We start from the raw sequence: 25,118 nt of genomic DNA, 5'->3' as shown, positions 1-25,118 counted from the left end.
TAGAGGACACCCACTATTCTGCGCGAAAAATGGGGACAGATTTATTTTCTCACGCCCCGAGTAGAGGACACCCACTTTCTGCGGGCTTGCCCGTACGCAGCACGTAGGGGACACCCACTTTCTGGCCGCCTACCCGAAAACGAACTCGGCGCCCGGAGGCGCCGATCGATGTGAGTGGGAAAGTGCCGGGCCCTAGCTAGCCCCAGATGTCCTGGGTGATCCCAGCGTACCAGGCGCGGGTGTGTTCGGCCTCCTGGCGGCGGAAGGTTGAAGACTGGCCGAGCGGGCTTACGCCACCGGAGCCTTCGACCGCCGCCTGGGCGCCGTTCTGGTACTGGTATACGGCGGCGATGCTGATGCCGTAGTCCGGGGTGATCAGGCCGTAGCAGGTGCTGGCCGATGACGGCTCCAGGGGCTCCTGGCCCGATAGCTCGCGCAGGATGGCCGCCGCGACGATCTTGCCCTGGTTGTTGGCCGCGTGGCCGGACTTGGGCATGGCACCCGCCACGCTGGCATCCCCGATCACATAGATGTTGTCGTCCATGACGGACTTGAAGGTCCGCTGATCGACCGAGGCCCAGCCTTGTTCGTTGGTGAGGCCTGCATCGTGGGCAATCTGTCCGGCGCGCTGGGCGGGGACAAAGTTCATCACGTCCGCGCGGACACGCTCCTGACCACCATCCGCGTGGGCGGTCTTCCCGCTGACGTCGATCTCCTCGACGCGCCCACCGTTGGAGCCGCCCCGCCATTCGATCATGTCTCCGTAGTGCTCGGCCCATCCCTCCTCGAACAGGCCCTGCTTGGCGAAGTTCTCCTTGGGGTCGAGGACGATGACCTTGGAGCGTGGTTTGTGCGTCTTGAGGTAGTACGCCACCATCGAGACGCGCTCGTACGGCCCCGGCGGACAGCGGTACGGGTTGGGTGGGGCGACCATGACGTAGACCCCGCCGTTGGGCATGGCCTGTAGCTGCGCGCGCAGCAGCTCGGTTTGCGACCCGGCCTTCCAGGCGTGCGGGATCGTCTCCGCATCGGCCTCTTCGATGCCGGGCATGTCGTCGTACTTGAAGTCGATCCCCGGAGACATGACCAGCTTGTCGTACTGCAGGCTGTCGCCGCTTTCGAGCCGGACGGTGCGGCTGTCGGCGTCCACGCCAATGACCTTGTCCTGTATGACATCCACACCGTCGCGATCGCGCAGGTTGTCGTAGCCGTGCGTGATCGCCTCGATGCTCTCGAAGCCGCCAAGCACCCAGTTACTGCCGTAGCACGTGACGTAGGAGGCGTTGGGCTCGATCAGCGTGACCGCCATGCTTGGCGAGAGTTGTTTCAGGTAGCGCGCCGCGGTGGCACCGCCAGTGCCGCCCCCGACCACGACTACATGGGCCTTGCCAGCGCTATGCGCAGCATGAGGCGTTAAACCGATTCCGGTCAGGGCAGCCGCGCTGGTGATCCCGAAGGCCTTGAGGAAGTGACGTCGCGTAAAGTTATGCATTGTTGTTATCCCCCGTGATCAGAAGCGCGCGAAGTAGACCGACATGGCTTCGATCTCCTCGTCGGTGTAGCCCCTGGCGTGACGATCCATGATGGTCGCCTCACGCTCGCCATCGCGGAATGCGCGCATCTGGCTCTGGATGACACCCGCCGAGACACGGCCGAGATCGGGAACGCCGTTTTCGGCCGCGGCCGCGTTATGGCAGGCCATGCAGGACGCGGCCATTAGCTGGCCACGGGTGATTTCGTCATTGTCGGCGATGGCCTGGGATGCGGTGCCGACCATCGCCAGCGAGGCGACCAGCCCCGCCGCGAACAAGCGTGAGTGCTTCATGCGAACGAACTCCTGACGGTTGGGGTTCATGGTTCCCCGGCATTCAGCCGGGCCACTCAACCCCAGTGCAGAAAGCGCGCCAAGAGCCCCGCCGCCCCTTGCTACGGCTGTTTTCGCCGCATACAGGCCAGAACCGTCGGGGTAGCGAACGGACAATTCAGCACTTTGTCGGCCAAAGTGACCGGTTTGGCCGCTTTGTCAGCACAGGACAAACGAGGGACGGCCCTTGCATCTGATCCGAGCGCATGGCGCCAAACCGGTTGGTAACGGGCAACGAACCGCTCCATGGGCTTTCTATTGGGTCTCGTGAGCCTGCACTAGACTCACAGTAGGCCCCCACATCGGGAGAAGAGGACATGCTGCTCGAAGGGTCCTGTCACTGCGGCGCGGTGCGCTTTCGTGTGGAATCGCCGCATCCGTATCCCTACCAGCGCTGCTACTGCTCGATATGCCGCAAGACGGCTGGGGGTGGCGGCTATGCCATCAACCTGAGCGGACGCGCCGAGACGCTGGAGGTCGAGGGTGCCGAGCACACGGGTATCTACCATGCAGTGATCGACGGCGAGCCGAGCGTCGGCGAACGCCACTTCTGCCGCCACTGCGCCAGCGCCCTCTGGGTCTATGATCCGCGCTGGCCCGCCCTCGTCCACCCCTTTGCCTCCGCCATCGACAGCGAACTGCCGACCCCGCCCGAGCACGTCCATATCCTGCTCGACAGCAAGGCCAACTGGGTGGAGGTGGAGGCAGACGACACCAGTCAATGTTTCTCCGGTTTCCCGGAGGAGAGCATCGCCGAGTGGCATCAGCGGTTGGGGCTAGAGATGAACAACGAGAGCAATAATGAAAACTGAAGCGGCTAGGCTGTATCGGACATTACTGCTCAGCGGCAGGAGACCCATCTTCCTTCGCGCTTAACACGGCTGCCGTAGGCTTCGAGGATTACCACTGATGACCATACACAAGCCTCCGCATCCGGGCGCGTTCATTCGCGAGGTCTATCTGGCACCGTTTGGACTGAGTGCCCGCCAACTGGCCAGCAAGCTCGATGTCTCGCCTTCCACCCTGGGGCGCGTCCTGCAGGGACGTAGCGGGGTGAGCGCCGAAATGGCACTGCGTCTGTCTAGAACGCTCGGCCGATCGCCGGAAAGCTGGCTGGCCATGCAGGATCAGCACGACCTCTGGTGTGCACGGAAGAGCGTGAAGCTGGACGCCGTGCAGCCGATGCGGTTCGACGGGCACAGAGAGAACGGGCAGCCAGCCGCGTAGCTGCAGAAAACGCGCACTAACGGCTTAGGACCAAGTAGGAACAAGAGGACACCCATCTTCTTGATACGCTGCTTACCGGGCCGCCTCGGCTTCCAGCATATCCACGAGTTCGGCGGCGGAGACAAGGCCGTACCTGATCCGGCCCTGGGGGGTGATGATGGTGGGGGTGCCCCGGAACCGCTGCTCCCGGGCGATGGCCAGATGGTCGGCCACGGGATGCGGGCAGTCTTCCGCCTTTATGGTCTCGCCCAGCTTGGCCCGGGTGATGGCATTCTGCCGGTCGTCGCTGCACCACACCGCTTCCATCTGCTCGAAGGCGTTGCCGATGACGGGGAACGCCGCATAGCGAATGCGGATGTCCCATAAGAGGTAGTCGTCGATTTGCTGATGGAACTCGCGGCAATAAGGGCAGTTGACGTCGGTAAAGACCGTCACGGTGTACTGGGCATCGTCCGGCTCAAAGACGATGAGCTCGTCCTCGTCCAGGCCTTCCACCAGTTGCACGATCTCGGCCTCCCGTTCCCCGGCGGCCGCGTTGCCGCTCAGGCCGAACACGAGAAGCGCCACGGCCACCAGAACCATGGGGCATGCGCAGATCCTGTTCCGTATCACGTCCACCGTCCTTCCGGCTTGATGCGCTGACAGCCGGTGTTTGTCGGCCTGCCGGATCCCCTGCCCCGATACTTATACCGATGGACCATTGCGAGAAATCCGGGTTCCGCCTGACCGGAAGGCGAAAACCAGCGGGAAACGGGCTCGGACCTCGATAGCATCATTTTATTGCCCGTTAGGGCGAGGCCCCGGGGGGCGTGGCAATCTCCGAACGCAACTCCTGACGTTTGCCTCTGCCAGTGGTGATAGAGAGGACACCCAGTTTTTTCTGGCCGTCATGGCGAGGTCCCGCAGGGGCCGTGGCCATCTCCGAACGCTACCTCCCGCGTCCGCGCTGGCCAGCGCTGGGGACAAACCCTCGGAGATCGCCACGGCGCTGCGCGCCTCGCGATGACGGTGTTTGGTTGCGAAGACGGGTTGAGAAGGCGACGAAGATAGAGAGGACACCCAGTTTTTTCTGGCCGTCATGGCGAGGTCCCGCAGGGGCCGTGGCCATCTCCGAACGCTACCTCCCGCGTCCGCCCTGGCCAGCGCTGGGGACACACCCTCGGAGATCGCCACGGCGCTGCGCGCCTCGCGATGACGGTGTTTGGTTGCGAAGACGGGTTGAGAAGGCGACGAAAAAGAGGACACGCACCTTGTTGAGGTTTGCCCGCTTCGCTAGACGTAGCTGCTGCCCGCCTGGGCGCAGACGCTGGAAGAAGAATTGACCGGCGGCCCGCTCAGTCCGACAGCAGCCGCGAGAAGATGGACGGCGCCGGCCCGTCCACGGCGACCTCGTCCCCCACGAAGGCGGGCCGGATCACGGCACGGTAGTTGCGGATGCGCTGCACGTAGTACACCGGCTGGTAACCGCGCGCGTAGCCGAACCGCAGATCGCGGTAATAGCGTTCCTCGGTCAGCAGCGGCAGCACCTCGCGCATGTCCGCCCAGCGGTCTGGGTCGCGATCCAGTTCTCTCGCCAGGCGCCGTGCATCCAGCAGGTGCCCGCGGCCGATGTTGTAGGCCGCCAGCGCGAGATACGTACGGTCCGGTTCCGGGATGTCCTCGTCCAGGCGCTCGTGCATCTGGTGCAGGTAGCGCGCGCCACCACGAATGCTCTGCTCCGGATCCAGGCGGTCCTCGATCCCCAGCTCCTGCGCGGTGCGCTGGGTCAACATCATCATCCCGCGCACCCCGGTGGGACTGCGCGCCTGCGGATCCCAGTGCGACTCCTGGTAGGCCAGCGCGGCCAGCAGGTCGGCTGGCAGTTCGTACTCGTCAGCGGCCTCCTCGAACACCGGGCGGAAATCCGGCAGCCGCTGGTCGATGCGCCGCGTCAGTGCACGCAGGTCCACGAAGTCGAATTCCGGGACGTAGGCATAGTACTGCTCGTCCACCCGGGCACGCACCTGCGTCCCCTCGTCGGTGTCCATCCACGCACCCGCCTGCGCCGCAAGTTCCTCGAAATCGGGGTGCAGATACCAGCCGATCGCGCGTTCATCACTCACGTCGAAGGCCACTTCCAGGTGCGGGAAGATCCGCTGGTTGAGGTCGACGATATGCGAGTCGGCCACTGTACAGTCGAGTTCGCCCTCTTCCACGGCCGCCAACAGCCGCTCGGTGCCCTCCGGCTCGGCGCGATGGGCCACCGGCTCGTCCAGCGCCTGCAGGGTTTCGACGTAGGCGCTGCCGGCGCTGACTGCCAGCTCCAGCCCGTCCAGATCGGCGGCCGACTCCGGCAGCGAGCCGCGATCGCGGTGACACACGACCTGCTCGGTCACCTCGGTATGCTGCGGCCCGCGGAGGAAATCCGCATCGCGCGATTCCAGATGCGTGAGACCGGCCGCCGCCATATGGACCTCGCCGGAGGCCAGGCTCTTCAGCACCTCGCCCACCGAGTCCACCACCTTCCATTGGACCTCCCAGCCACGCGCGGCTGCGAAGGCTTCCACCAGGTCGTGTTCCGGGCCTGCGGTCTCGGTGTGGCGGTCGTAGAACCAGGCGGTGGGGGCATTGCGGGTCACCACCACCAGTTCACCGGTGCCCTCCGGATGTTCCAGCGACGAGCCCGACACCCCCGGCACTTCCGACTGCCCATCCCCGGGACCACAGGCCATCAGCACGACCGCCGACGCGGTCACCAGACCTGAACGCCGCCAGCGACGCGGATGCAGCAAATGGATGTACGAATCAGTGGACATGAGATCCCTCCCCGAGCGGCGTCTCCTGACAGCCGGCTGGCCCGAACGGCCCGAAAGCTACCCTAGACCTTCGGTAGATGCGGTCCGCCCCACAACCAACCCCGATTTCATGAGGGTTGTGACGCGGAACCCCGCCGCGCCCCCTAGGGGTATCTACCAGGCAAACACCGACCGCCCGAAGGGAGACATTCGATGCAAGAAGTAGAGAAGGAAGAAGAGGACACCCACCCTCTTGATGCTGCAGCTACTCGTCGTTCAGCGCCAGTTGTCCCCCCACCTGACGGCGGACGAACCAGAAAGCCCAGCGGCGACAGGCTGGCGCGGACGGTTTACCCTCAAGGGGCATTGATCGAGTAAGGGCCTGCCCATGCCGTTTCCCGCACAGAAGACAAAGATAGTGGCCACCATCGGGCCGGCGTCCGACTCCCCGGACACGCTGCGGCGGATGATGCAGGCCGGGCTCAATGTGACACGGCTGAACTTCTCGCACGGCGATGCCGCCTACCACACCGAGCTAATCAGCCGTATCCGCGAGGCGGCGCAGGAGACCGGCGCCCGCGTCGCGATACTCGGCGACCTGCCGGGGCCCAAGATGCGGATCGGCGAGCTGGCCGAGGAGCCGATCGAACTGGAGCCCGGCGCGACGATCACGCTGACCACGGAGGACTGCGTCGGCGATGCTTCTCGTGTCAACGTGTCGTTCTCCGAGCTGCCGGAGGCGGTACAGCCCGGTGATGCGCTGTTTCTGAATGACGGCTACATCGAACTGGAGGTGGTATCGGTCGAGGGCCGCGAGGTCGCCTGCCGCGTGCTGACCGGCGGCGAGCTGCGCTCGCGTAAGGGCCTGAACCTGCCGGGTATCGACCTGGGCATCCGTGCCTTTACCCTGGACGATCACGACTGGCTGCGGTTTGCGGCGGAACATGGCGTGGATGCCGTGAGCCAGAGCTTCGTCGTCGACGGCGACGACATCCTGGCCGTGCGCAAGGCGGCGGAGGCGCTGGGCTACAACCCCTTCATCATCGCCAAGATCGAACGGGCCGCGGCGCTGGAGCAGCTCGACGGCATCCTCGAGGCGGCGGACGGCATCATGGTGGCGCGCGGGGATCTGGGGGTGGAGATCCCGATCGCGAGCATCGCCCGCGCCCAGCGCCGCATCACCCGGCGCGCCAACCAGCACAACCGTCCGGTGATCACCGCCACCCAGATGCTGGAGTCCATGGTCACCTCACGCCGGCCCACGCGCGCCGAGGCCACCGACGTGGCGAATGCCATCCTCGGCGGTACGGACTGCGTAATGCTCTCCGGCGAATCGGCCATGGGGCGTTATCCGGTGGAATCCGTGGCGATGCTGGCCGCTATCGCCCGCTCGATCGAACCGGAGCGTGACAGCGGCATGGCCCCGGATAGTCCAGACGAGCCCGAAGAAGCCGGGCACGATCGCGCGGTCGACCTGATCGCGCGCAGCGTATTCCACACCGCGCAACGGCGCCTGCCGCGCGTCACCCTGGCGCCCACGCTCAGTGGCGCGACCGCCCGGCGCATCGCGCGCCTGCGCCTGCCCTGCTGGGTCGCCGCCTTCACCCCGGATCCGGAAACCGCCCAGAACCTGCAGTTCTCCTACGGCGTCCAGCCGGTGGCAGTCGCCGAGGACCGCAGCGACTGGAACGACTTTGCGCGCCAGTGGCTCGCCGAGAACGCCATCCACGACGGTCTCGCCCTCCTCGTTCAGGGCCCCTCGGGCCCCAACCCCACCGGCAATCATCGCCTGGAGCTGCTCGAACTCGACAGCCCCCGCCAGGGACACGCACCAGGGCATACCTGAGCAAAGGTCAACAAGAACACATCCTTCTTCCCTGCCGCGTCATGGCGAGGTCCCGCAGGGGCCGTGGCCATCTCCGAATCCAACCCAAACGTCCGCCTCGATCAACGCCGGGGACATCCACAGAGATCGCCACGGCGCTGCGCGCCTCGCGATGACGGTGTTTGCTTCTCCGCCGTGATGAAACCTCAAAGGGGCGACGAAGACGAGGACACCCACCTTCTCTGCCGCGTCATGGCGAGGTCCCGCAGGGGCCGTGGCCATCTCCGAATCCAACCCAGACGTCCGCCTCGATCAGCGCCGAGGACATCCGCAGAGACCGCCACGGCGCTGCGCGCCTCGCGATGACGGTGTTTGCTTCTCCGTGTGGTGAAGCCTCACGGGGGCAACGAAGACGAGGACACCCATCGTTTCCGCTCCGCAACGGGGTGGTCAGCGCCCGGGGTTGCTTGCGGCCGAGTGCCCAGGCTGTATGCTCGGGCGCTCCGCAAACACTGCCAGCGAGAACCACCACCATGGGTACGCCTGCCGACTCCCCGGACCCGGAACAGCCCGAAGGTCCGAGCATTGCCGATCAGGACGGCTTTGCCGCGTTTGAACGCGGCGACTATCGGACCGCCGGGGAACTGTGGGCGGCCAGCGCCGAGGCCGGCTCGGCCTGGGCCCAGTTGGGTATGGGGATTCTGTATGCCGACGGCCTGGGGCTGGAGGCCGATGCCGAGCGTGCGCGCGGGTACTGGGAACAGGCCGCGGAGCAGGGGCTGAGCGATGCCAGCTTCAACCTCGGCGTGATGGCGGAGAAGGCCGACCCCGCCGATGCCGACGCGGCCCGACACTGGTACCGCCATGCGGCCGAGGCGGGTCACGTCGTGGCGCAGAACAACCTGGCCGTGCTGCTGCAGAACGCGGGCGACGAGGCCGCCGCCACCGAAGCCGTCCAGTGGTGGAAACGCTCTGCGGAACACGGCGACCCCGATGCCCTGAACAGTCTCGGTGTCGCGCACCAGCAAGGCAGCGGATGCGCGCGCGATCGGGCCGCGGCAGCCGAGTACTACGCCCAGGCCGCCGAGGCGGGACACCGCGACGCGGCCTTCAACCTCGCCCTGGCCCTGGAACAGGGCGACGGCGTGGCGACGGACATGGCCGGGGCCGCCCACTGGTATCGGCAAGCCGCCGAGGCCGGGGACCCGGACGCCGCCGCCCGCCTGGGGAACCTCTGCCGCGACGGCAACGGCACGCAGGAAGACCTGACGGCGGCGGCCCGCTGGTATCGCGCCGCGGCCGATGCCGGCCATCCCCTGGCTCAGGCGAATCTGGGCGTCCTCCTGGAACGGGGGCTAGGGGTGGCTCAGGACGAGGCGGCCGCGGCCGCCTGGTACCTGGCCTCGGCGCGGCAGGGGCTGGCCCCGGCGCAGTACAACATGGGCATCGTGCTCGCCGAGGGCCGTGGCGTGGAGGCCGACCTGCCCGGTGCCTGGGTCTGGTTCGCGCGCGCAGCCGATCAGGGCCACAAGCCGGCCGCGGAAGCCCGCGACTACGTCCACCAGCAGCTCACCCCGGAGCAACGCAGCGAGGCCGAGGCGCGCAAGACCGAGACCTCCCGCTAGTCCACCAGCGCGGCAACCAAAGGGCAGCAAGCCCAATCCCCGCCTCGTCATGGCGAGGCCCGGAGGGGCCGTGGCCATCTCCAAACGCAACCCCGGACCTCCGCCTCGATCAGCGGCCGGGCATCCCTTCAGCGATCGCCACGGCGCAGCGCGCCTCGCGATGAAGGAGCCGGCCCGTGAAGGCGACCGCCACCCTCGGCCGACGCCGCGCGACGCGGCGCGACGCGGTAACCGCAACATCCGCTCCCCCGCCGCAAGATTGTGGAAGCGACCCCGACCGGCCCAAGCCAGAATCCTGGATACAGGCCGCGCACACCAATCTCTGTGGCGGGGCCGCCATGCCAAAGCCAAGGTCACGCCCGGCCCGCGGCCGCGCAAGCCATGGACCACAGGAGGTGCATCATGTACGACCACTCGACCCGGCCCGCGGGAGCGCTTCGCCACCTGGCCACGGCTGCCGCCGCGCTCGCCCTGGCCGCCCCCTTGGCGAGCCTGGGGGCCGACGACGGCCAGGCCTTCATCTGGGATCCGGACTCCCCCGACCTCGAATGGAACCCCTGCCCGGCGTTTATGCCCGACGACTGCCGCCTGGCCGTCCTCCAGGGCGACCCGGCCGAACCCAACGCCGATGTGTTCTTCCTGCTGCCGGGCAACAGCACCGCGCCCCACCACTGGCACACCAGCGCCGAACGCATGGTGCTCGTTCAGGGCGAGATGCAAGTGGATTACGACGACCAGGAGCCGGTTGTACTCCGACCGGGGACCTACGCCTACGGCCCGCCGCGCCTGGCGCACACCACCCACTGCATCTCGGACGAGGACTGCATCCTGTTCATCGCGTTCGAAGACCCGGTGGATGCGCACGAGACCCACGACCACTAAGCCTGCCGCCCTCAACGGTTGTTGCCGGATGCGGTGCCCCCGCACCCGGCTCCTCCACCCGGATGGTGCAGCCGGTTGCTGAAGCAGAGGACCTTCGCATTTTCGAGAACTGCGAAGGGACACCCACTTTCGAAAAGTGCGTAGGGAAACCAATTTCGAAGGTGCGTGCTTTGTATGGCCCCAGCCTTGCGAGTAGCCCTTGCCCTATCCATTAGCATGTGCTTATCTTGTGATTCGCTCATACGAAGACCGAAGGAGATTCTATGCGAACCCTCAAGACGCTCGCCGCTTCCGCCGTTCTCGCCATTGCCGGTGCCAGTGGTGCAGCTCAGGCTGCCGAACCCAACAAGCTGTTCGTAAGCCTGACCTCGGCCGACGACCACACCCAGTTCATGTCCATGGTGCTGGCGAACCAGACCATGAGTCAGGGTCAGGAGATCCGCGTGCTGCTGTGCGGCCCGGCCGCTACCATGGCCACCGAAGACTTCGACGGCCCGACCATGGAGCCCGCCGGTCGCAACGCCCAGCAGCTGCTGATGAACCTCATCAACAACGGTGCCAAGGTGGAAACCTGCGCGATCTTCCTGCCCAACACTGACTACACCGAGGCGGACCTGCTGGACGGCATCACCCCCGCCGATCCGGAAGAAGTCGGCGCCTACATGGCCGACCCGAGCGTGCGCTTCTTCTCCAACTGATCCCCCGCGCAGGATCACGTCAGGGCCCTCTTCGGAGGGCCCTGTTGTTTTCGACTCCAAACCTGGCGAGCAACCGGCTGGGCATTACGGCCCTCCACTTCGGGTCCCTTCTCGGCGTCTGCGGAATGGATCCATCTGCGTAACCCGGTGAAACGAGCCCGGCAGGGAAATCCCAGCGTCACACAGCTCGAGCTTGTCTTTTCGCTGGTACCCTGAAAGCATCTGCGAAGAACCACACAGCGCCTTCGCCGCCACGAGAACAATGCCATGAACAGCGGTCGAGACCTGCTGGACGGACTAGCCCAACTGACGGGCATACGTGATGCCCAGCGACTGGAACACAGTCTGCTCAAGACCCTGGACGACATCTACGAGTCCGCCTGCACCCGGACCATCCGGTTCGATGCCGAAGGCCGCCCCCGGAGCCTGCATTTCTACGATCGCAAGCGCGACGCGGTGATGAGCGTGCCCTTCGACCCCGAACATCCCTTTGTACCTGCGGGGCTGCTGGATCAGGCACTGGCCAGCGGACACTGGGTCGCGGATCAGGACGAAGCGGGTCGCGCGATATCGATCTTCCCGATGTCGGGACTCAAAGAATTCAGCATCTGCCTGGTATTCGCCTTTGACCGGCACCTGGGCAGCAAGCGAGTGGACCAGCGCCTAGTGGAAAGCTTTCTCCTGGTCTATCGCAATTTCGTCAATCTGATTGATGATGCCCAGACCGACGCGCTCACCGGGCTGCTCAACCGCAAGACCTTCGATGACAATTTCCATGATCTGACAACGCTCGAGCGGATCAGCCCGATGCCGGGATTGCCGGAAGACCGCCGCCAGCTGCAAGAGCCGGGGCAGACCGGCGTCTGGCTGGGCGTGATCGACGCCGACGACTTCAAGAAGATCAACGACGGTTTCGGCCATGTGTATGGCGATGAAGTACTGATCCTGCTCGCGCGCCTGCTGAAACAAAGCTTCCGCGAGAACGACCTGGTCTACCGCTTCGGCGGCGAGGAATTCGTGGTACTGGCCGAGTTCGCCGACGCCAGCCAGGCCCTTGCCACCTTTGACCGGCTGCGCCGCGCTGTAGCCGAGTACCCACTTCCACGGGTAGGGCGGCTCACCACCAGTATCGGCGTGACGCGGCTGGCACCCTACAAGACCGCCAGCGCGGCACTCGACGAGGCCGACCAGGCCCTGTACCACGCCAAGGCGCACGGCAAGAACCGAGTCTGCCTGTATGACCGGCTGGTCGAGGAAGGTGCAATCAAGCCCACGCCAATCGAGGCGGGCGAGATCGAACTGTTCTGACCCCGCAGCCGTGCGGGACACTGCACGGCCTGCCGGAATACTGGGCGACCTACATCGCCCGTGGACAGCGGGGAAGTCGAGCGCCGCCTGGCCGCGCTGGCGCATAACGTAGTCGCGCACAACCTCCTCTGAATGCAGCTTGAGCTTGCCGACCCACAGCACATCGCTGTTTCACCTTCACCGAAGTTGCACGCATCCTCCTCGGGCAGGGCGCGCTAGACCCTTACGGAGCCTCCACCTCGTCGACGTCCTGGCGCAGCAGGTCCAGGCGCTCCTGCACGGCCTCGGGGTAGTCCGCCTGGTGGCGGCCGCCCAGGTGTTCGGCCAGGAAGGTCTCCAGCCCGGCGAAGAAGGCGAGCCGGTTGGTCTGGTCGACCAGGCCGTGGCCCTCGTCCGGGGCCAGCAGGTATTCGACCGGGTGCCCGGCCTCGCGCAGCGCCGCGACGATCTGGTCGGATTCCTGCTGCTTCACGCGTGGGTCATTCGCGCCCTGCCCGACCATCAGCGGGACCTGGATGTTCTCGACGTGGAACAGCGGCGACTGGGCCTTGAGGCGCTCGCGGTCTTCGGCGTCTTCCGGGTCACCGACGCGGCCGTGCATGCGGCGGATGCCGGCCTCCCAGTACGGCGGGATGGACTCCATCAGCGTAATCAGGTTGGACGGCCCCACCATGGAGACGCCGGCGGCGTACAGCTCGGGCGTCCAGGTGAGCCCGGCCAGGGCCGAGTAGCCCCCATAGGAGGCCCCGAAGATCGCGACCCGGTCGGGATCGGCGATGCCCTGGTCGATCAGGTATTTCACGCCGTCGGTGACGTCGTGCTGCATCACGCCCGTGCCCCACTCCTGGTTGCCGGCGTTGAGGAATTCCTTGCCGAAACCGGAGGAGCCACGGAAGTTGGGCTGAAATACCGCATAGCCGCGGTTGGCGAGGAACTGCACGGTGCCGCTGTAGCCCCAGGTATCGCGAATCCACGGGCCGCCGTGCGGCATCACCACCAGCGGCAGGCCTTCCGGCTCCACGCCATGTGGCAGCGTCAGGTAGCCGGGGATCTCCTGGCCGTCGCGCGCGGTGTAGCGGATCGGCTCCATCGGCGCGAGGTGCTCGCGCGGCAGATCCGGGCGCCCCTCGTACAGTAGTTCGATCTCGCGCGCCTCGACGTTCGCGAGATACACGCTGCCCGGGTCGGTGTCCCGGATGACCCCGACCGTCCAGAGGGACTCGTCACGGGTGCGCGAGGTGATCTCCAGCTCGCCCTCGCCCAGCTCTTCGCGCAGCCACTCCAGGTGCGACTCGAAGTCCTCGTCATGGGCATAGATGCGCTGGCGATCCCCGGTGTACACGGTGGCCAGTAGGCGATGGTCCCGGTCGGAGAACTTCGCGCCACCGAGGTCGACTTCGCCCTCCGGGTCGCGGTGCACCAGCTCTTCTTTGCCGGTGGCCGGGTCAAACAGGACCAGCTCGACCAAGTCACGCTCGTCCCCCGCGTTGGTGCGCATATAGAGCCGCTCGCCGTCGGGGTGGAAGTTGGCAATGGAGCAGGTCTCGCCGAACGCGCAGGTGTAGATGGACTCGAACTCGTCCTGCGACTTCACGCGCAGGATCTCGGTGCCCGCGTCGTCCGTGGTGCGCACCGCCTTGCGCAGTTCGCCTTCGTGGAAGCCCCAGCCCTCGATCTCGGCGGTGTTCTTCGCCACAAGCGTCTTCTCGCCGGTCTCCAGCGATACGCGATAGACATCGTGCAGGCGCGGGTCGCGTTCGTTCAGCCCGACGAAGATGTACTCCGGGGTCGAGCGCGGGACATGCTGCACCCGCGCCTGCACGCCATCACCCCCGGCGAGCCGGCGTGACTCGGGGATGCCATCCTGCCCGGCGGCGTCCTCCAGCGCGATCACGCGCAGCTCCAGGTTCTCGTCGCCGTCGCGATCGCGCACGAAAATCAGGTGCCGCCCGTCGCGCGACCAGAAAAAGCCCATGATCGAACGCGGCTCCTCGGTCAGCGGACGCGCCGACTCCAGGGGCTCGCCCCGCTCCATCAGGTGCAGGTTCATCGCACCCTCGTGGGCGCTCACCAGTGCCACGTAGTCGCCATCCGGCGAGATGCGCCCGGCGGCATGCTGCGGATCGCGGAAGAACTGCTCCAGCTCGAGCAGCGGCGGCGCCTCGCCCTCGGCCCACGGGCCTTCGTTACCCTCCACGAGTTCGGCCTCGACCTCGGTCTCGGCAGCGCCAACGGCCGGTACGGCGAACAACGCCAGCGACACGCTCAACGCGATGGCCGCAGGCGACCTGCGCCGCTTCGTGATCCAGTGATTCGCCAACCGCTCACCCGTGGACTGCATGCCTGTCTCCCGTTACGTGCTGCACCAGCGACAGCCACGCACGCCCACGGGTTCCCGACAAGGCCCGGAATCGCCGGACAGTCAACGAATCGCCAAAATACGACAGGCCCCTAGTCCTTCCAGCCGCGAAAGCCCTCACGTACCGAGAGACAGCGTGCATAGCCCAGCTCCCGCAGCAGTTCGGCGGCGCGCAGGCTGCGCCGACCGCTGTTGCACAGGCACAGCAGGATCTGATCCTGCGTCACGTGGTAGCGATTGATCAGCGAGAGGAAGTGCTGAAAGTCGCGATCATCCGGCTCGTCCGCGTCCAGCAGTTCCTGCTCCTCCTCCGAGATCTCGCGCCCCAGCAGCTGTTTCAGCCGGAACAGCGGCACCGACACCGCGCCTTCCACCTCACCCTCCAGCTCCAGCTCGAAGGGCTGGCGGATATCCAGCAACACGGCCAGGCCGATATCGACCAGTTCGCGCGCCGAACTGACGCTGATTTCCAGTTGCGGGTCGTTCGTCTCGTTCGCCATGAAGGCTCCTTTGCACTCGGGATCGAAAAAATCGGGATTAGGCACACTAAAAATGCCACGATTCACATGGATTTGCCTTTTTCGGGGTGCCTGGGTAGCATCCTTATTTCTTTAATTCTAACAGACACTTATCAAACGATGGAGCTCACGATGACGGGAACCCTCACTTAGGCCGGGCGCCGAATGTTCCGCGCCCGGCCCATGCCTTCTTCTAACACCTGAACAGGAGATGCGACCGTGGCGCGCAAGAATTCGTCTTACCTTCGTCAAGCCTACGATTCCCAGGTCAATCGCTGGGTCCGCCAGGACTACTGGGGCGCGATTGGCACACCAGTCGACCTGGCCTCGCTACTCGAGAAGATCGAGAGCGAGACACCCCATACGGACACAGCTCCCCAGTGCGGGAAAGTCATCCAGGCTGGCTGCTGCGTCCGGTTACTGGACCTGCAGACCGAGGAAACCTATCTGGTCGAGCTTTGCGAGCCGGAGCATGCCCAGCCCGAGCGCGGCAAGATATCGATCCTGTCCCCTCTGGGCTCGCGTCTGCTGGGGCTGCGCAAGAACTCGCTGGCCGAGATCACGCTGCTCCGTAGCCGACTGCGATTCCTGGTGATCGAGATAGTGGCACCGGGGCACAATCCCGACCAATAATCCATACATGCCTGCCGGAGGTTCACGCCCCGGCAGGCAGAATACCGTGTCCGTGTGCTGCCTCTTCATCTTCGCGAGAGGCTTTGGGCACAATCATTCCATAGCGGGGCCGCCACCAATTCCTTGCACCCTGCCCGAGGAGGATGCGTGAGGCTTTGGTCGAAGTGGAAAAAAGGCGGTGCGCTGCTGGCCGACGTGCTCAAGCGCAACGGGATCGACCCTACGGCCGCCGCTGCCCAGGAGGTGTTCAGCAAGATCCTGAACGAGGCCGAGGCGGCAGCCGATACACGCCTGAAGAACGAGCCGGCCGACGGAAGCCTCTCGCCCGACGAGCACAACACACGCTGGGAGGCGCTGTTCTTCGAGGAGATCCGCGCCCGGGCCAAGGGCTACGCCCAGTCGGTGCGCAACCCGCGCAAGGATTAAACCGGCCACATTGCCTGGTCCATTTCGTGGCGCCCGTCGCACTTCGTGCTACCCTCCGCCGCGTTTCCCGTTCCTCCGGTCCCTCCCATGAAATTTTTCCGCCTGATCAGCGTTCTCGAGGGTTTGTCGCTCATTACCCTGCTGTTTATCGCGATGCCTCTACGCACCTATGCGGATATGCCGCTGGCCGTCACCTATGTCGGCTGGGTGCACGGCATCCTGTTCATCATCTACGGCGCGACTTCCCTGATCGCCAGCCACCTTAGCGGCTGGCCGGTGTGGAAGTGGCTACTGGTCCTGTTCCTCGGCGTCGTGCCGTTCGGCTTCCTCTACGTGGATTACCTGATCCGCCGCGAGGCTTCCCCCAGCGGGGAGGCCGAGACGGCCTGAACCCGCCTGTCATCGCTCGGGGCCCTGCCTCGAGCGGCGGTCGCCACACCTGGTCATCCCGGCCGAAGCGAAGCGTAGAGCCGGGATCTCATGCACCGGCAAGCCCCACCGACCGCACCCGTCCCGCGAGCGGAGATCCCGGATAACCGCTGCGCGGTTTCCGGGATGACTAGCGGGTGCTGGGTGACGGGTGCGCCGTGGGTCACAGGTGCGCCGCGGCTTCCGCACAATGGGCTTTGGCGTGCTTTAATCGGCGCCTCATCCCGCCGATAGCGAAGCCGCCATGATTGCCGTGATCTTTGAAGTGGAACCGCATGCCGAGCGCAAACAGGACTACCTGGATGCGGCCGCGCGCCTGCGCGAGCACCTGAAGGACGTGGACGGCTTCATCTCCATCGAACGTTTCGAGAGCCTGAGCCAGCCGGGCAAGGTGCTGTCGCTGTCGTTCTGGCGCGACGAGCACGCGGTGCGCCAGTGGCGCAACCTGGAGGCGCACCGTCAGGTGCAGGCGGCCGGGCGCGGCGACATCTTTGTCGACTATCGCCTGCGCGTGGCCGAGGTCGTGCGCGACTACGGCATGCACGACCGCGACCAGGCACCATCCGACTCCCGCGCCGCCCACGGCTCCTGAAGCCTGCCTGCGGCGCGGCGATCATCGCCGCCTGTTGCGGGCGCTGTCCCGCTCGGGCCGGAGTCAGTCGCTGTCGCGCACGATGATGCGGCCCTGCATGTAGGGGTGCGGGGCGCAGATGTAGTCGTAGGTGCCCGGCTCGGTCAGGGTGACGCTGTCGCTCTCGGCGTGTGCCAGCAACTCAGTGGCGAACGACTGCGGACCGCTCAGGGCCACCGCGTTGTGCGCACCGGAGGTCTCGCCGTGTCCGTAGGTGAAGACATCCTCGTTAACCCAGGTGATCTTGGTGCCGGGCGCCACCTCGACGATCTTCGGGTAGAAGGCATTGCCCTTCATCTCGATCACGACTTCCTCGATATCCGAGCTGAACCGAACCGGCCGATCGGCCCGCGCGGGTACCGGGTTGGCATCGGCGTCCGGGATGCCGAATGGCGAAAGAATTCGCCGCGCTTCGCCAATCCGCTCTTCCAGTTCCGCCGGCTCGTAGCTCGGGCCCTCGGCCAGGATCTCGGAAGGCGTATCGGCGTCCGCACGGGCATCCAGCAGCCCAATGGCACCGCGACTGGTGCCCCCCACGCCATGATCCAGCATGGTGTAGACGCCCTCCTCCGGCGGTATCCGGAACTCGATCACCCAGGAGTCCGAGGGACCCGCGGTGACCGTCTGCCCGCCGGGCCACATGGCCTCGGGGTGGCCCTGCCAGTACACGTAGTCCCAGACGATGCCGACGATATGGAAGGTCGAGAGCAGGTTGGGCCCCACGTTCAGGAAGTACATGCGCACGTAATCACCGGGGCGCACCGGGATGGGGTTTTCCACGTAGCGGAACAGCTCGCCATTGAAGGCGGTGTAGCTGGGATCCCCTTCCACCGCCTCCTTGCCGCTGGCGTACAGCTCGTGCTGCAGCATGTAGAGCTTCAGATCGGGTTCCTGGCCCAGGTCCTCTTCCAGCTGGTACGGCTTGTCGCGCGGCTCGACCACCATCATCCCGTACTGGCCGAACATCACGTGCATGGGGATCGCATGGCCGCCCGGCGCACAGTGATACATGAAGACCCCCGGCGTGGTGGCGCGGAAGGTGATCGACTTGGTCTGCCCGGGCATGATGGAACCGACATGCTTGGAGGTCTGGGTGTAGGCGGCATGGAACGACGCCCCATGCATCACCGCCCCGCTATTGGTGATCTCCATGCGCACGATGTCGCCCTCGGTCACGCGCAGGGTCGGGCCCGGCAATTGGCCGTCGATCAGAAAGCCGTCGTAGACCACGCCCTGCCCGATCGGCACCTGGCCCTCGTTGAGGTCGATCCGGAGCACGTGGTCCGGTTCGACATCCTGCGAGACGTACCCGGTCGGCCGCGTCTCCAGCCCCTCGTCGCGTTCGATGATCTCGATAAAGTCGCTGTCACCAAAGAGCTCGCTGAAATCCGGGCCCGGCGACGCCTGCGCCGCGGAGGCCACCCACCAGAACAGTCCGATCACGCACCAGAGCACGAGGTGCATATCCCGATGGCGGTGACCCATGGTCGAAGATGCTGCTTCTGTGTGTTTCATGGCGCTTTCCCCCGGGCCGCGTGCACGGCACCCCATACAAACCTGTATTGCCTATATACCTATTTCTAGACGCACGGAACGAAGTTGCGCAAGTCACGCGCCCATGGGGCTACCGATAATTGCCTTGAATACGGCCCGTCACCGCCCATGGAAACGGCCTTAGCGCTGGCCTATAGGAACTTCTTTACCTCCGGGAATGGAGAACGGTCATGGGCATCGTCGAGGAGTTCAAACAGTTTGTAGCGCGCGGCAATGTCATCGACATGGCCGTAGGCGTGATCGTGGGGCTGGCATTCGGGCAGATCGTGTCGTCGCTGGTGTCGGACGTGCTGATGCCGCCCATCGGCCTGCTGGTCGGCGGGGTCGATTTCTCGGAGCTGGTGATCGTGCTGCGCGAGGCGGAGAACGGCGTCGCCGCGGTGACGATCAATTACGGCATCTTCATCAAGCGCGTGGTGGATTTTCTGATCATCGCGATGGTGGTGTTCGCCGCGATCAAGATGATTGGCCGGCTGCAGCGCAAAAAAGATGCCGCGCCCGCCGAGCCGCCCGCCCCCAGCAACGAGGAAAAGCTGCTCGCGGAGATCCGCGACCTGCTGAAGTCGAAGTAGCGGCGAGGGAGGCCCCCGCCGCCAGTTGGCATCAGAAGTCCTCGAACTCCATGGTGCGGAAGACGCGGCCGGCGTTTTGCCGGTGGAGCTCGTCGTAGGTGTCCAGGTGGCGGTAGGCCGACTGATCGATGTTGTAGGCGTCGTTCAGCGTGCCACCGGTATCGAGAATCTCCTGCACCTCCTCGCGCAGGAAGACGAGGTAGTCGCGGGTGTACTTGCGCAGCTGCTCGAAGTCGGTCACCGGACCGCCGTGGCCGGGGATGATGTAGTCGGCCTCGATCGCCTCCAGCTTGTCCCAGGTCTCGATCCAGCCGGCGGTGTCGGTGTACTCGAAGATCGGCAGCATGCGCTCGTGGAAGGCGAGGTCGCCGGTGATCAGCGTCTTGCGTTCCGGGGCCCACAGGGCGATGTCCCCCGGGGCATGCGCGGGACCGAGGTAGAGCACCTCGATAATCTCGCCCCCCATGTCCAGCTCGACGCGATCCTCGAAGATCTTGTCCGGCGTGCCGAGCTCGGTCAGAAACGCCTTGTCGCGGGTGCGGTTCGGGGCACCCTCCAGGCTGCGCTGGCCGTTCTGCTCGATCTCGCGCGCGGCGTCCTCGTGTGCGATCACCGTTGCGCCCTGCTCCTGCCAGTAGGTCATGCCGAGCATCGCGTGCCCCTGGGCGTTCTCCAGCACCACATACTTCACCGGCTGATCGGTGCGCTTCTTGATCTCCTCGTGCAGGGACTGAGCCAGCAGATAGTTGTCGCCGGCGTTCATCACCACCACGCCATCGTCGGTGATGATGAACGACAGGTTGTTGTTGTGGCCCGAGTTCTCGTAGGTGGAGGGCTGGGTGGCACCGATCGCGGACCACACGCCATCGGTCACTTCCTGCGGCATGTCGTAGAGGAAGGAATCCAGCGCCTTGTCGAGCACGTACAGCGGCAACTCGGCCTCCTTCCACTCGGGGAAGCCGCCGGCGTAGTTGTGCACGTTGGTATACCCCATGCGCTCGAGCGTCTGCGCCGCGAGGGCGGAGCGGCGGTTCTCGTCGCTGTAGACGACGATCGCCGTGCCCTTGTCAGACACCGCACCCGGGATGCGAAACTCCAGCTCGCCCCGCGGGATGTTGAGCGTGAGGTGCGAGCGGATCTGCCCGCCGCCCAGCTCGATCTCCTGGTGCGAGCGCACGTCGATCAGGACATGGTCCGGCTCGTTCGCGATCAGCTCGCGCAGGCCCTCCCGGTCGATATCGGTGACCTCGGACCGGGCATCCTCGACCAAGGAATCCGCGGTGATCTCGTCCCCCTGCGCGACGGTTGCCGCCGCGAACAGGGCCAAAGCCAGCCATGATGTACGCATCGGGGTGTCCTGTTGTTGCCGGATGTGATTCCCTGAACATAGACAGCCACGGCGCGAGCTTCCATAACAGCGCCCGGCAACGGAACGCCCAGCCCAAGGGGTACAGGAGAAACCACCATGACAGACGCCGCCGAGCTGGCGCGACTCAAGGAACGGATCGATCAACTGGCCGGGATGGCCGCCGATGAACATGCGGCTGCGGCACGCACGCTCGCCGACGAGCTGAAGGGAGAGCTGGCGGCACGGTCAAGTGGCGATAAACCCGCCTCGGGAACCAGCCAGGCGGACCATTCAGGGGAGTTGCGGGCACCCCGGGAGACGAATCTGAGATGCCCGCGCTGCACGCTGCATTCGTTCAACTTCCAGCCCGGCTCGATGCGCACACGCGATGACGGCGCGGGCTACGAGGCGCGCTTTCACTGCATGAGCTGCGGCTTCGAGGACTACGCGCCGGTCAAGCCCCGCTGAGGGAAACGCTGAGCGGGCCTGGGGCCGCGTGATCAGCGTGGATGCGTGTGCAGCCAGGTGCGCAGGCGGCGGGTCTTCTCGACCATGCGCCAGAGGGAACGGCTGTTGTTGTAGCGCGAGACGTGCTGCAGCGGTACCCAGAGGATGTCGTGCGATTCGTGGCTGCCGGGGACCGGAAGGCGGTCGTCGATCTCCAGCAGAAAACGCACGTCGATGTGCTCGTGCATCGGGAAATGCGGGCTCGCCGGGATCGTGTGGATGTCGAGGTCGAAGACGTCCTCGGCCACCAGGTGGATATGTTCCCGCGCCAGGCCCGTTTCCTCGTGGATCTCGCGCAGGGCGACCTGCAGGATGTCCGACTGGCCATCGGCATGCCCGCCCGGCTGGAACCACCGGTGGTGCTTGCCATGCAGCAGGAGCAGCGCGCGCTCGCGATCCGGGCTGACCACCCAGGCCGAGCCGGTCACGTGCGCCGGCAGGAGATCGCAGTGGAAGCAGTCCGGATGGGCCTGCACGAAGTCCAGTGCGCGGCGCACAAAGCCGGCTTCCTCGATGAACGGGGTCTGGTGATGGGCGAGCAGCTCGAGCAGTTGCGCGCGATGCATCTTATGTTCCGGCGGGGTTGTGCAGGGCGTGGATCGCCGCCCGCGCCGCCTCGTCGATGTCCGCCTCGGAGCCGGCCAGCGTCAGGCGGCCAAACGCGCCCACCGCGCGCACGTCGATCAGCGAGACATGGGAGGCCTTCAGCGCCTGATTGGCCGCATAGATGATGTAGCCGGCCGGCTCCGCCTCGAGGATGAACATGCTCTGGTCGGGCAGGATCATGTTGCCGCGCCGGTTCTGGCGGTTGATCAGCACCGTGTGGTCCGGCGTCATGCCGCGGATCGTCTCCTGCCACGGGATACGGCAGGGCTGGCGATCGGACTGATCCGCCCCCAGGCGCTGCAACAGCACGCGACCGGCCTCCTGCACATCGCTCTGGTCGCGATGGTGGATCACCATGGAACCGAACTCGCGCTCCACCACCTGCTGCGCGAGGTGCACCCGGGTGGCCTTCAGCGCGACGTCGGTCAGCCGGTGCACGGCCATGCCCGGCGACACCTCCACCCACAGGCACGCGTCCCCCGGCACGGGCAGAAAGCCCTGGGAGACGGTGGCCATGTATTCCGCCAGCTGGGGCTGGAGGGAATCCATGTAGACGTAGGTGCGCAGTTTGATCATCGATTCGCTCAGGGCCGGGGCAACGCCCCGTTAGCCCCCGCGCGGCGCGGCCCGGGCCCGCGCGGGAATCCGCACACACGAATTTGAGCCGCCAGAAAACCGCCGGCTTGTTCGCGCACACGGGAGATATAGAGGGGCGTATTGTGAACGCAGCGGCCCCGAACCTCAACGCCAGACGCTCCTGCGCTGCGCGAAACGGCGCATTTTTGTGACACGGCGGAACGACAGTGAGGGTGGCTGACTCTACTCTCGAGACAGGACATCCATGGTTTTGCGCCCTGCCCGGGAGCCTGTATGAGCATCAACCAGGAAACGGACCTGAGTCGCCATCACGAACCGCGCGATTTCTCCGACCGTGTCGCACGCGCCTTCACATCGCTGATGCGCCTGTTCGCCGACACCTTCTTTGCCCGCCGCTACGGGCACCGCGCCGTGGTGCTGGAAACCGTCGCGGGGGTCCCCGGCATGGTCGGCGCCACACTGCAGCATCTGCGCTCGCTGCGCCGCATGGAGGACGACCACGGCTGGATCCGCACGCTGATGGACGAGGCCGAAAACGAGCGCATGCACCTGCTCACCTTCATCGAGATCGCCTCGCCCAACTGGCTGGAGCGGCTCCTGATCATCGTGGCGCAGGGGTTCTTCTACACGCTGTATTTCCTGATTTACGTGGTCTCCTCGCGCACCGCGCACCGGATCGTCGGCTACTTCGAGGAGGAGGCCGTGATCAGCTATACCGATTACCTGGAGGAAGTGGAGACCGGTGCGATCGAGAACATCCCGGCACCGGATCGCGCCATCCAGTACTGGGACCTGCCGGAGGGCGCACGCCTGTCCGATGTTATTCGCGCCGTACGCGAAGACGAGGCCGGCCATCGCGACGTCAACCACGGCTTCGCCGACCTGCTCAACAACAAAACCTGAAGCTGCGACACACACCCGCATGCCCTTCCGCCCGCCACATGCGGATCGCCCCCTTCCCTGACCACTCCCTAAAAACGGGCTTGACCCTGCCGTTAAACTCTCTGCCCCGAGCACAATCGCCCGGGATCGAAGTACTAACGAAAGGACTTGCCCATGCCCCGTTCGCTGAATATCCGCTCCCGACTGGCGATCACCATCATCGTCCCTGTGCTGGCACTGCTCGTGGTCGCGCTGATGGCAGGACGCGGCATCGCGACCATCGAGGATGGGGTGCAGAGCATCTACGACGACCGCGTAGTGCCGCTGCAGCAGCTCAAGACGATCGCGGACAACTACGCGATTCTAGTGATCGACGCGGTGAACAAGGCCGACAACGGCCTGATGTCGGCCGAGGAAGCCCTCGACGGGGTCCAGACCGCCCGCGCCGAGATCGACGAAATCTGGGAGCGCTACATGGCCACGACGCTCACCCCCCGAGAGGAAGAGCTGGCCACCGCCGCCATCGAGGAATTCCAGGCAGCCAATGCCGATCTCGACCGCCTGGAACAGGCCCTGTCCGGGATGACCGGCAACGTCGAGGGCGAGCTGGGCGCGTTCAACGGCCCGCTGTACGACACCATCGACCCAATCAGCGACCGCATAACCGAACTGGTCGACCTGCAGATCGAGGTTGCCGGCGTGGAGGCGGAGCGTGTATCGGAGGTCTACGGCCAGGTACTCCTGCGCACCGGCATCGTGCTGCTGATCGTGCTGATTGCGGTCGTCGTGATCGGCACATGGACCTACCGCGCGATCGCCACCCCGGTGTCGCGGATGCGCGAGACCCTTTCTGCAATCGTAGAGAATCACGACTTGTCACAACGGGTCGAGATCGGGAACGACGACGAGATCGGGGCCACTGCCCGAGCCCTGAACGGCATGCTCGAGCAGTTCGAGGGATCGATCCGGGAACTGCGGGGCCTGACCGACCAGATGGCCTCTGCCGCGGAGCAGCTCTCTGCCGTCAGCAGCCAGACCAACAGCAACGTCGACCAGCAGCAGTCGCAGACCGAACAGGTCTCCACGGCGATGAACGAGATGGCCGCCACCGTGCAGGAGGTCGCACGCAATGCCTCCGATGCCGCCTCGTCCAGCCAGGAAGCGGATCAGGAATCCCGGGACGGGGGCGAGGTCGTGCGCTCGGTGGTCAAGGAGATCGGCCGACTGTCCGGCGAGGTCGCGACCATCGAGGGCACCGTCCGCAGCCTCGACGAAAAGGGCCAGCAGATCGGCTCGGTGCTGGATGTAATCCGCGGGATTGCCGAGCAGACCAACCTGCTGGCGCTGAACGCCGCGATCGAGGCCGCCCGCGCGGGTGAACAGGGTCGCGGCTTCGCGGTGGTCGCCGACGAGGTGCGTACCCTCGCCTCCCGCACCCAGGACTCCACCGCGGACATCCAGGCCATGATCGAGGCCCTGCAGGCCGGCACACGGGAGGCCGTCAACGCGATGGGGCGCGGGCGCGAAATGGCGGAATCGACCAGCCACGACGCGGAACGGGCCGGCGAGGCACTGGAATCGATCGTTCAGGCGGTGGGACGCATCAGTGACATGACGACCCAAATCGCCAGCGCGGCCGAGGAACAGAATGCGGTGGCCGAGGAGATTAACCGCAATATCGCCACCATCAACGACCTCACCGGCGATACCTCCCGTGGCGCGCAACAGACCTCCACGGCCAGCCAGGACGTCGCCGGCATCGCCGCCCGCGTGCGGGACCTGGCCTCGGCCTACCGCATCGCCTGACGCGGCATGGGCACAAAAAAGGCCGTCACATCCCTGTGACGGCCGGA

At 65.6% G+C, this 25,118-nt stretch carries 25 protein-coding genes; 15 read left to right on the top strand and 10 right to left on the bottom strand.

The features are described 5' to 3' along the window. Nucleotides 1-196: 196 nt before the first annotated feature. Both F791_RS0109265 and F791_RS0109260 read right to left on the bottom strand, forming a co-directional pair. On the bottom strand, nucleotides 197-1,492 hold the full coding sequence (locus F791_RS0109265; protein ID WP_026296456.1) for an NAD(P)/FAD-dependent oxidoreductase: 1,296 nt from the start codon (nucleotides 1,490-1,492) through the stop codon (nucleotides 197-199). A gap of 18 nt (nucleotides 1,493-1,510) precedes the next feature. Further along, nucleotides 1,511-1,825, bottom strand: coding sequence for a c-type cytochrome (locus F791_RS0109260; protein WP_019592474.1), 315 nt, complete (start codon nucleotides 1,823-1,825; stop codon nucleotides 1,511-1,513). A 356-nt stretch (nucleotides 1,826-2,181) separates the two neighbouring features. Here F791_RS0109260 and F791_RS0109255 point away from each other — a divergent pair, with 356 nt between their 5' ends. Together F791_RS0109255 and F791_RS0109250 are read left to right on the top strand one after the other, a co-directional pair. Then, nucleotides 2,182-2,676, top strand: coding sequence for a GFA family protein (locus F791_RS0109255; RefSeq protein WP_018994170.1), 495 nt, complete (start codon nucleotides 2,182-2,184; stop codon nucleotides 2,674-2,676). Between the two features lie 97 nt (nucleotides 2,677-2,773). Beyond that, nucleotides 2,774-3,091, top strand: a complete 318-nt coding sequence (locus tag F791_RS0109250) for a HigA family addiction module antitoxin (protein WP_018994171.1) — start codon at nucleotides 2,774-2,776, stop codon at nucleotides 3,089-3,091. Between the two features lie 72 nt (nucleotides 3,092-3,163). Here the strand turns inward: F791_RS0109250 and F791_RS0109245 are convergent, their stop codons facing one another. Together F791_RS0109245 and mltF are read right to left on the bottom strand one after the other, a co-directional pair. Then, entirely contained in the window at nucleotides 3,164-3,673 is a 510-nt protein-coding gene (locus tag F791_RS0109245; protein WP_018994172.1) for a DsbC family protein, read from the bottom strand. 752 nt (nucleotides 3,674-4,425) lie between these two features. Next, complete coding sequence (gene mltF, locus F791_RS0109240) at nucleotides 4,426-5,886, bottom strand: membrane-bound lytic murein transglycosylase MltF (RefSeq protein WP_018994173.1); 1,461 nt, start codon at nucleotides 5,884-5,886, stop codon at nucleotides 4,426-4,428. Nucleotides 5,887-6,253: 367 nt separating this feature from the next. Between mltF and pyk the strand changes: the two genes are divergently transcribed. From pyk to F791_RS0109215, 5 genes are all read left to right on the top strand, one after another. Then, a complete protein-coding gene (gene pyk / locus F791_RS0109235; protein ID WP_018994174.1) occupies nucleotides 6,254-7,711 on the top strand; it encodes a pyruvate kinase in 1,458 nt (485 codons plus the stop codon). Between the two features lie 512 nt (nucleotides 7,712-8,223). Next, a complete protein-coding gene (locus F791_RS0109230; RefSeq protein ID WP_018994175.1) occupies nucleotides 8,224-9,315 on the top strand; it encodes a tetratricopeptide repeat protein in 1,092 nt (363 codons plus the stop codon). A gap of 402 nt (nucleotides 9,316-9,717) precedes the next feature. Continuing rightward, nucleotides 9,718-10,197, top strand: coding sequence for a cupin domain-containing protein (locus F791_RS0109225; protein ID WP_018994176.1), 480 nt, complete (start codon nucleotides 9,718-9,720; stop codon nucleotides 10,195-10,197). Nucleotides 10,198-10,460: 263 nt separating this feature from the next. After that, complete coding sequence (locus F791_RS0109220; RefSeq protein ID WP_018137879.1) at nucleotides 10,461-10,895, top strand: DsrE family protein; 435 nt, start codon at nucleotides 10,461-10,463, stop codon at nucleotides 10,893-10,895. A gap of 267 nt (nucleotides 10,896-11,162) precedes the next feature. Further along, entirely contained in the window at nucleotides 11,163-12,203 is a 1,041-nt protein-coding gene (locus tag F791_RS0109215) for a diguanylate cyclase (protein ID WP_018137878.1), read from the top strand. A 223-nt stretch (nucleotides 12,204-12,426) separates the two neighbouring features. Here the strand turns inward: F791_RS0109215 and F791_RS0109210 are convergent, their stop codons facing one another. Both F791_RS0109210 and F791_RS0109205 read right to left on the bottom strand, forming a co-directional pair. After that, on the bottom strand, nucleotides 12,427-14,544 hold the full coding sequence (locus F791_RS0109210) for an alpha/beta fold hydrolase (protein ID WP_018994177.1): 2,118 nt from the start codon (nucleotides 14,542-14,544) through the stop codon (nucleotides 12,427-12,429). Nucleotides 14,545-14,654: 110 nt separating this feature from the next. Continuing rightward, a complete protein-coding gene (locus F791_RS0109205) occupies nucleotides 14,655-15,062 on the bottom strand; it encodes a rhodanese-like domain-containing protein (protein ID WP_018137876.1) in 408 nt (135 codons plus the stop codon). A 237-nt stretch (nucleotides 15,063-15,299) separates the two neighbouring features. On the opposite strand from F791_RS0109205, the gene F791_RS0109200 reads away from it, so the two are divergent. From F791_RS0109200 to F791_RS0109185, 4 genes are all read left to right on the top strand, one after another. Continuing rightward, nucleotides 15,300-15,713: a GreA/GreB family elongation factor gene (locus F791_RS0109200; protein ID WP_018174828.1), complete on the top strand. Its 414-nt coding sequence runs from the start codon at nucleotides 15,300-15,302 to the stop codon at nucleotides 15,711-15,713. A 147-nt stretch (nucleotides 15,714-15,860) separates the two neighbouring features. Then, entirely contained in the window at nucleotides 15,861-16,139 is a 279-nt protein-coding gene (locus F791_RS0109195; protein ID WP_018174827.1) for a hypothetical protein, read from the top strand. Nucleotides 16,140-16,226: 87 nt separating this feature from the next. Then, entirely contained in the window at nucleotides 16,227-16,529 is a 303-nt protein-coding gene (locus F791_RS0109190; RefSeq protein ID WP_018137873.1) for a DUF3817 domain-containing protein, read from the top strand. 283 nt (nucleotides 16,530-16,812) lie between these two features. Continuing rightward, nucleotides 16,813-17,160: an antibiotic biosynthesis monooxygenase gene (locus F791_RS0109185; protein WP_018994178.1), complete on the top strand. Its 348-nt coding sequence runs from the start codon at nucleotides 16,813-16,815 to the stop codon at nucleotides 17,158-17,160. A 63-nt stretch (nucleotides 17,161-17,223) separates the two neighbouring features. On the opposite strand, the gene F791_RS0109180 is transcribed toward F791_RS0109185, so the two are convergent. Beyond that, nucleotides 17,224-18,684 carry a plastocyanin/azurin family copper-binding protein gene (locus tag F791_RS0109180; protein ID WP_018994179.1) on the bottom strand — a complete coding sequence of 487 codons (1,461 nt, stop codon included), beginning with the start codon at nucleotides 18,682-18,684 and terminating at the stop codon, nucleotides 17,224-17,226. Nucleotides 18,685-18,923: 239 nt separating this feature from the next. Between F791_RS0109180 and mscL the strand changes: the two genes are divergently transcribed. Continuing rightward, on the top strand, nucleotides 18,924-19,325 hold the full coding sequence (gene mscL / locus F791_RS0109175) for a large-conductance mechanosensitive channel protein MscL (protein WP_018994180.1): 402 nt from the start codon (nucleotides 18,924-18,926) through the stop codon (nucleotides 19,323-19,325). A 31-nt stretch (nucleotides 19,326-19,356) separates the two neighbouring features. Here the strand turns inward: mscL and F791_RS0109170 are convergent, their stop codons facing one another. Beyond that, complete coding sequence (locus tag F791_RS0109170) at nucleotides 19,357-20,673, bottom strand: rhodanese-like domain-containing protein (RefSeq protein ID WP_018994181.1); 1,317 nt, start codon at nucleotides 20,671-20,673, stop codon at nucleotides 19,357-19,359. A gap of 117 nt (nucleotides 20,674-20,790) precedes the next feature. On the opposite strand from F791_RS0109170, the gene F791_RS0109165 reads away from it, so the two are divergent. Next, complete coding sequence (locus F791_RS0109165; protein WP_018994182.1) at nucleotides 20,791-21,141, top strand: hypothetical protein; 351 nt, start codon at nucleotides 20,791-20,793, stop codon at nucleotides 21,139-21,141. A 32-nt stretch (nucleotides 21,142-21,173) separates the two neighbouring features. Here F791_RS0109165 and F791_RS0109160 read toward each other — a convergent pair whose 3' ends face one another. Continuing rightward, the gene (locus F791_RS0109160; RefSeq protein ID WP_018174822.1) at nucleotides 21,174-21,746 is read right to left on the bottom strand and encodes an NUDIX hydrolase; all 573 of its coding nucleotides are present in this window, start codon (nucleotides 21,744-21,746) and stop codon (nucleotides 21,174-21,176) included. Nucleotide 21,747: 1 nt separating this feature from the next. After that, on the bottom strand, nucleotides 21,748-22,362 hold the full coding sequence (locus F791_RS0109155) for a microcompartments protein (protein ID WP_018137866.1): 615 nt from the start codon (nucleotides 22,360-22,362) through the stop codon (nucleotides 21,748-21,750). 294 nt (nucleotides 22,363-22,656) lie between these two features. Here F791_RS0109155 and F791_RS0109150 point away from each other — a divergent pair, with 294 nt between their 5' ends. Further along, the gene (locus F791_RS0109150; RefSeq protein WP_018994183.1) at nucleotides 22,657-23,286 is read left to right on the top strand and encodes an alternative oxidase; all 630 of its coding nucleotides are present in this window, start codon (nucleotides 22,657-22,659) and stop codon (nucleotides 23,284-23,286) included. Nucleotides 23,287-23,439: 153 nt separating this feature from the next. Next, the gene (locus F791_RS0109145; RefSeq protein WP_018174820.1) at nucleotides 23,440-25,071 is read left to right on the top strand and encodes a methyl-accepting chemotaxis protein; all 1,632 of its coding nucleotides are present in this window, start codon (nucleotides 23,440-23,442) and stop codon (nucleotides 25,069-25,071) included. Nucleotides 25,072-25,118: the final 47 nt, after the last annotated feature.

This window comes from Thioalkalivibrio sp. ALRh (genome assembly GCF_000381425.1).
In the GTDB taxonomy this organism is placed as follows: domain Bacteria; phylum Pseudomonadota; class Gammaproteobacteria; order Ectothiorhodospirales; family Ectothiorhodospiraceae; genus Thioalkalivibrio.
The sequence above is the reverse complement of the archived record's forward strand: the minus strand, read 5'-3'. Positions and strand labels throughout refer to the sequence as shown.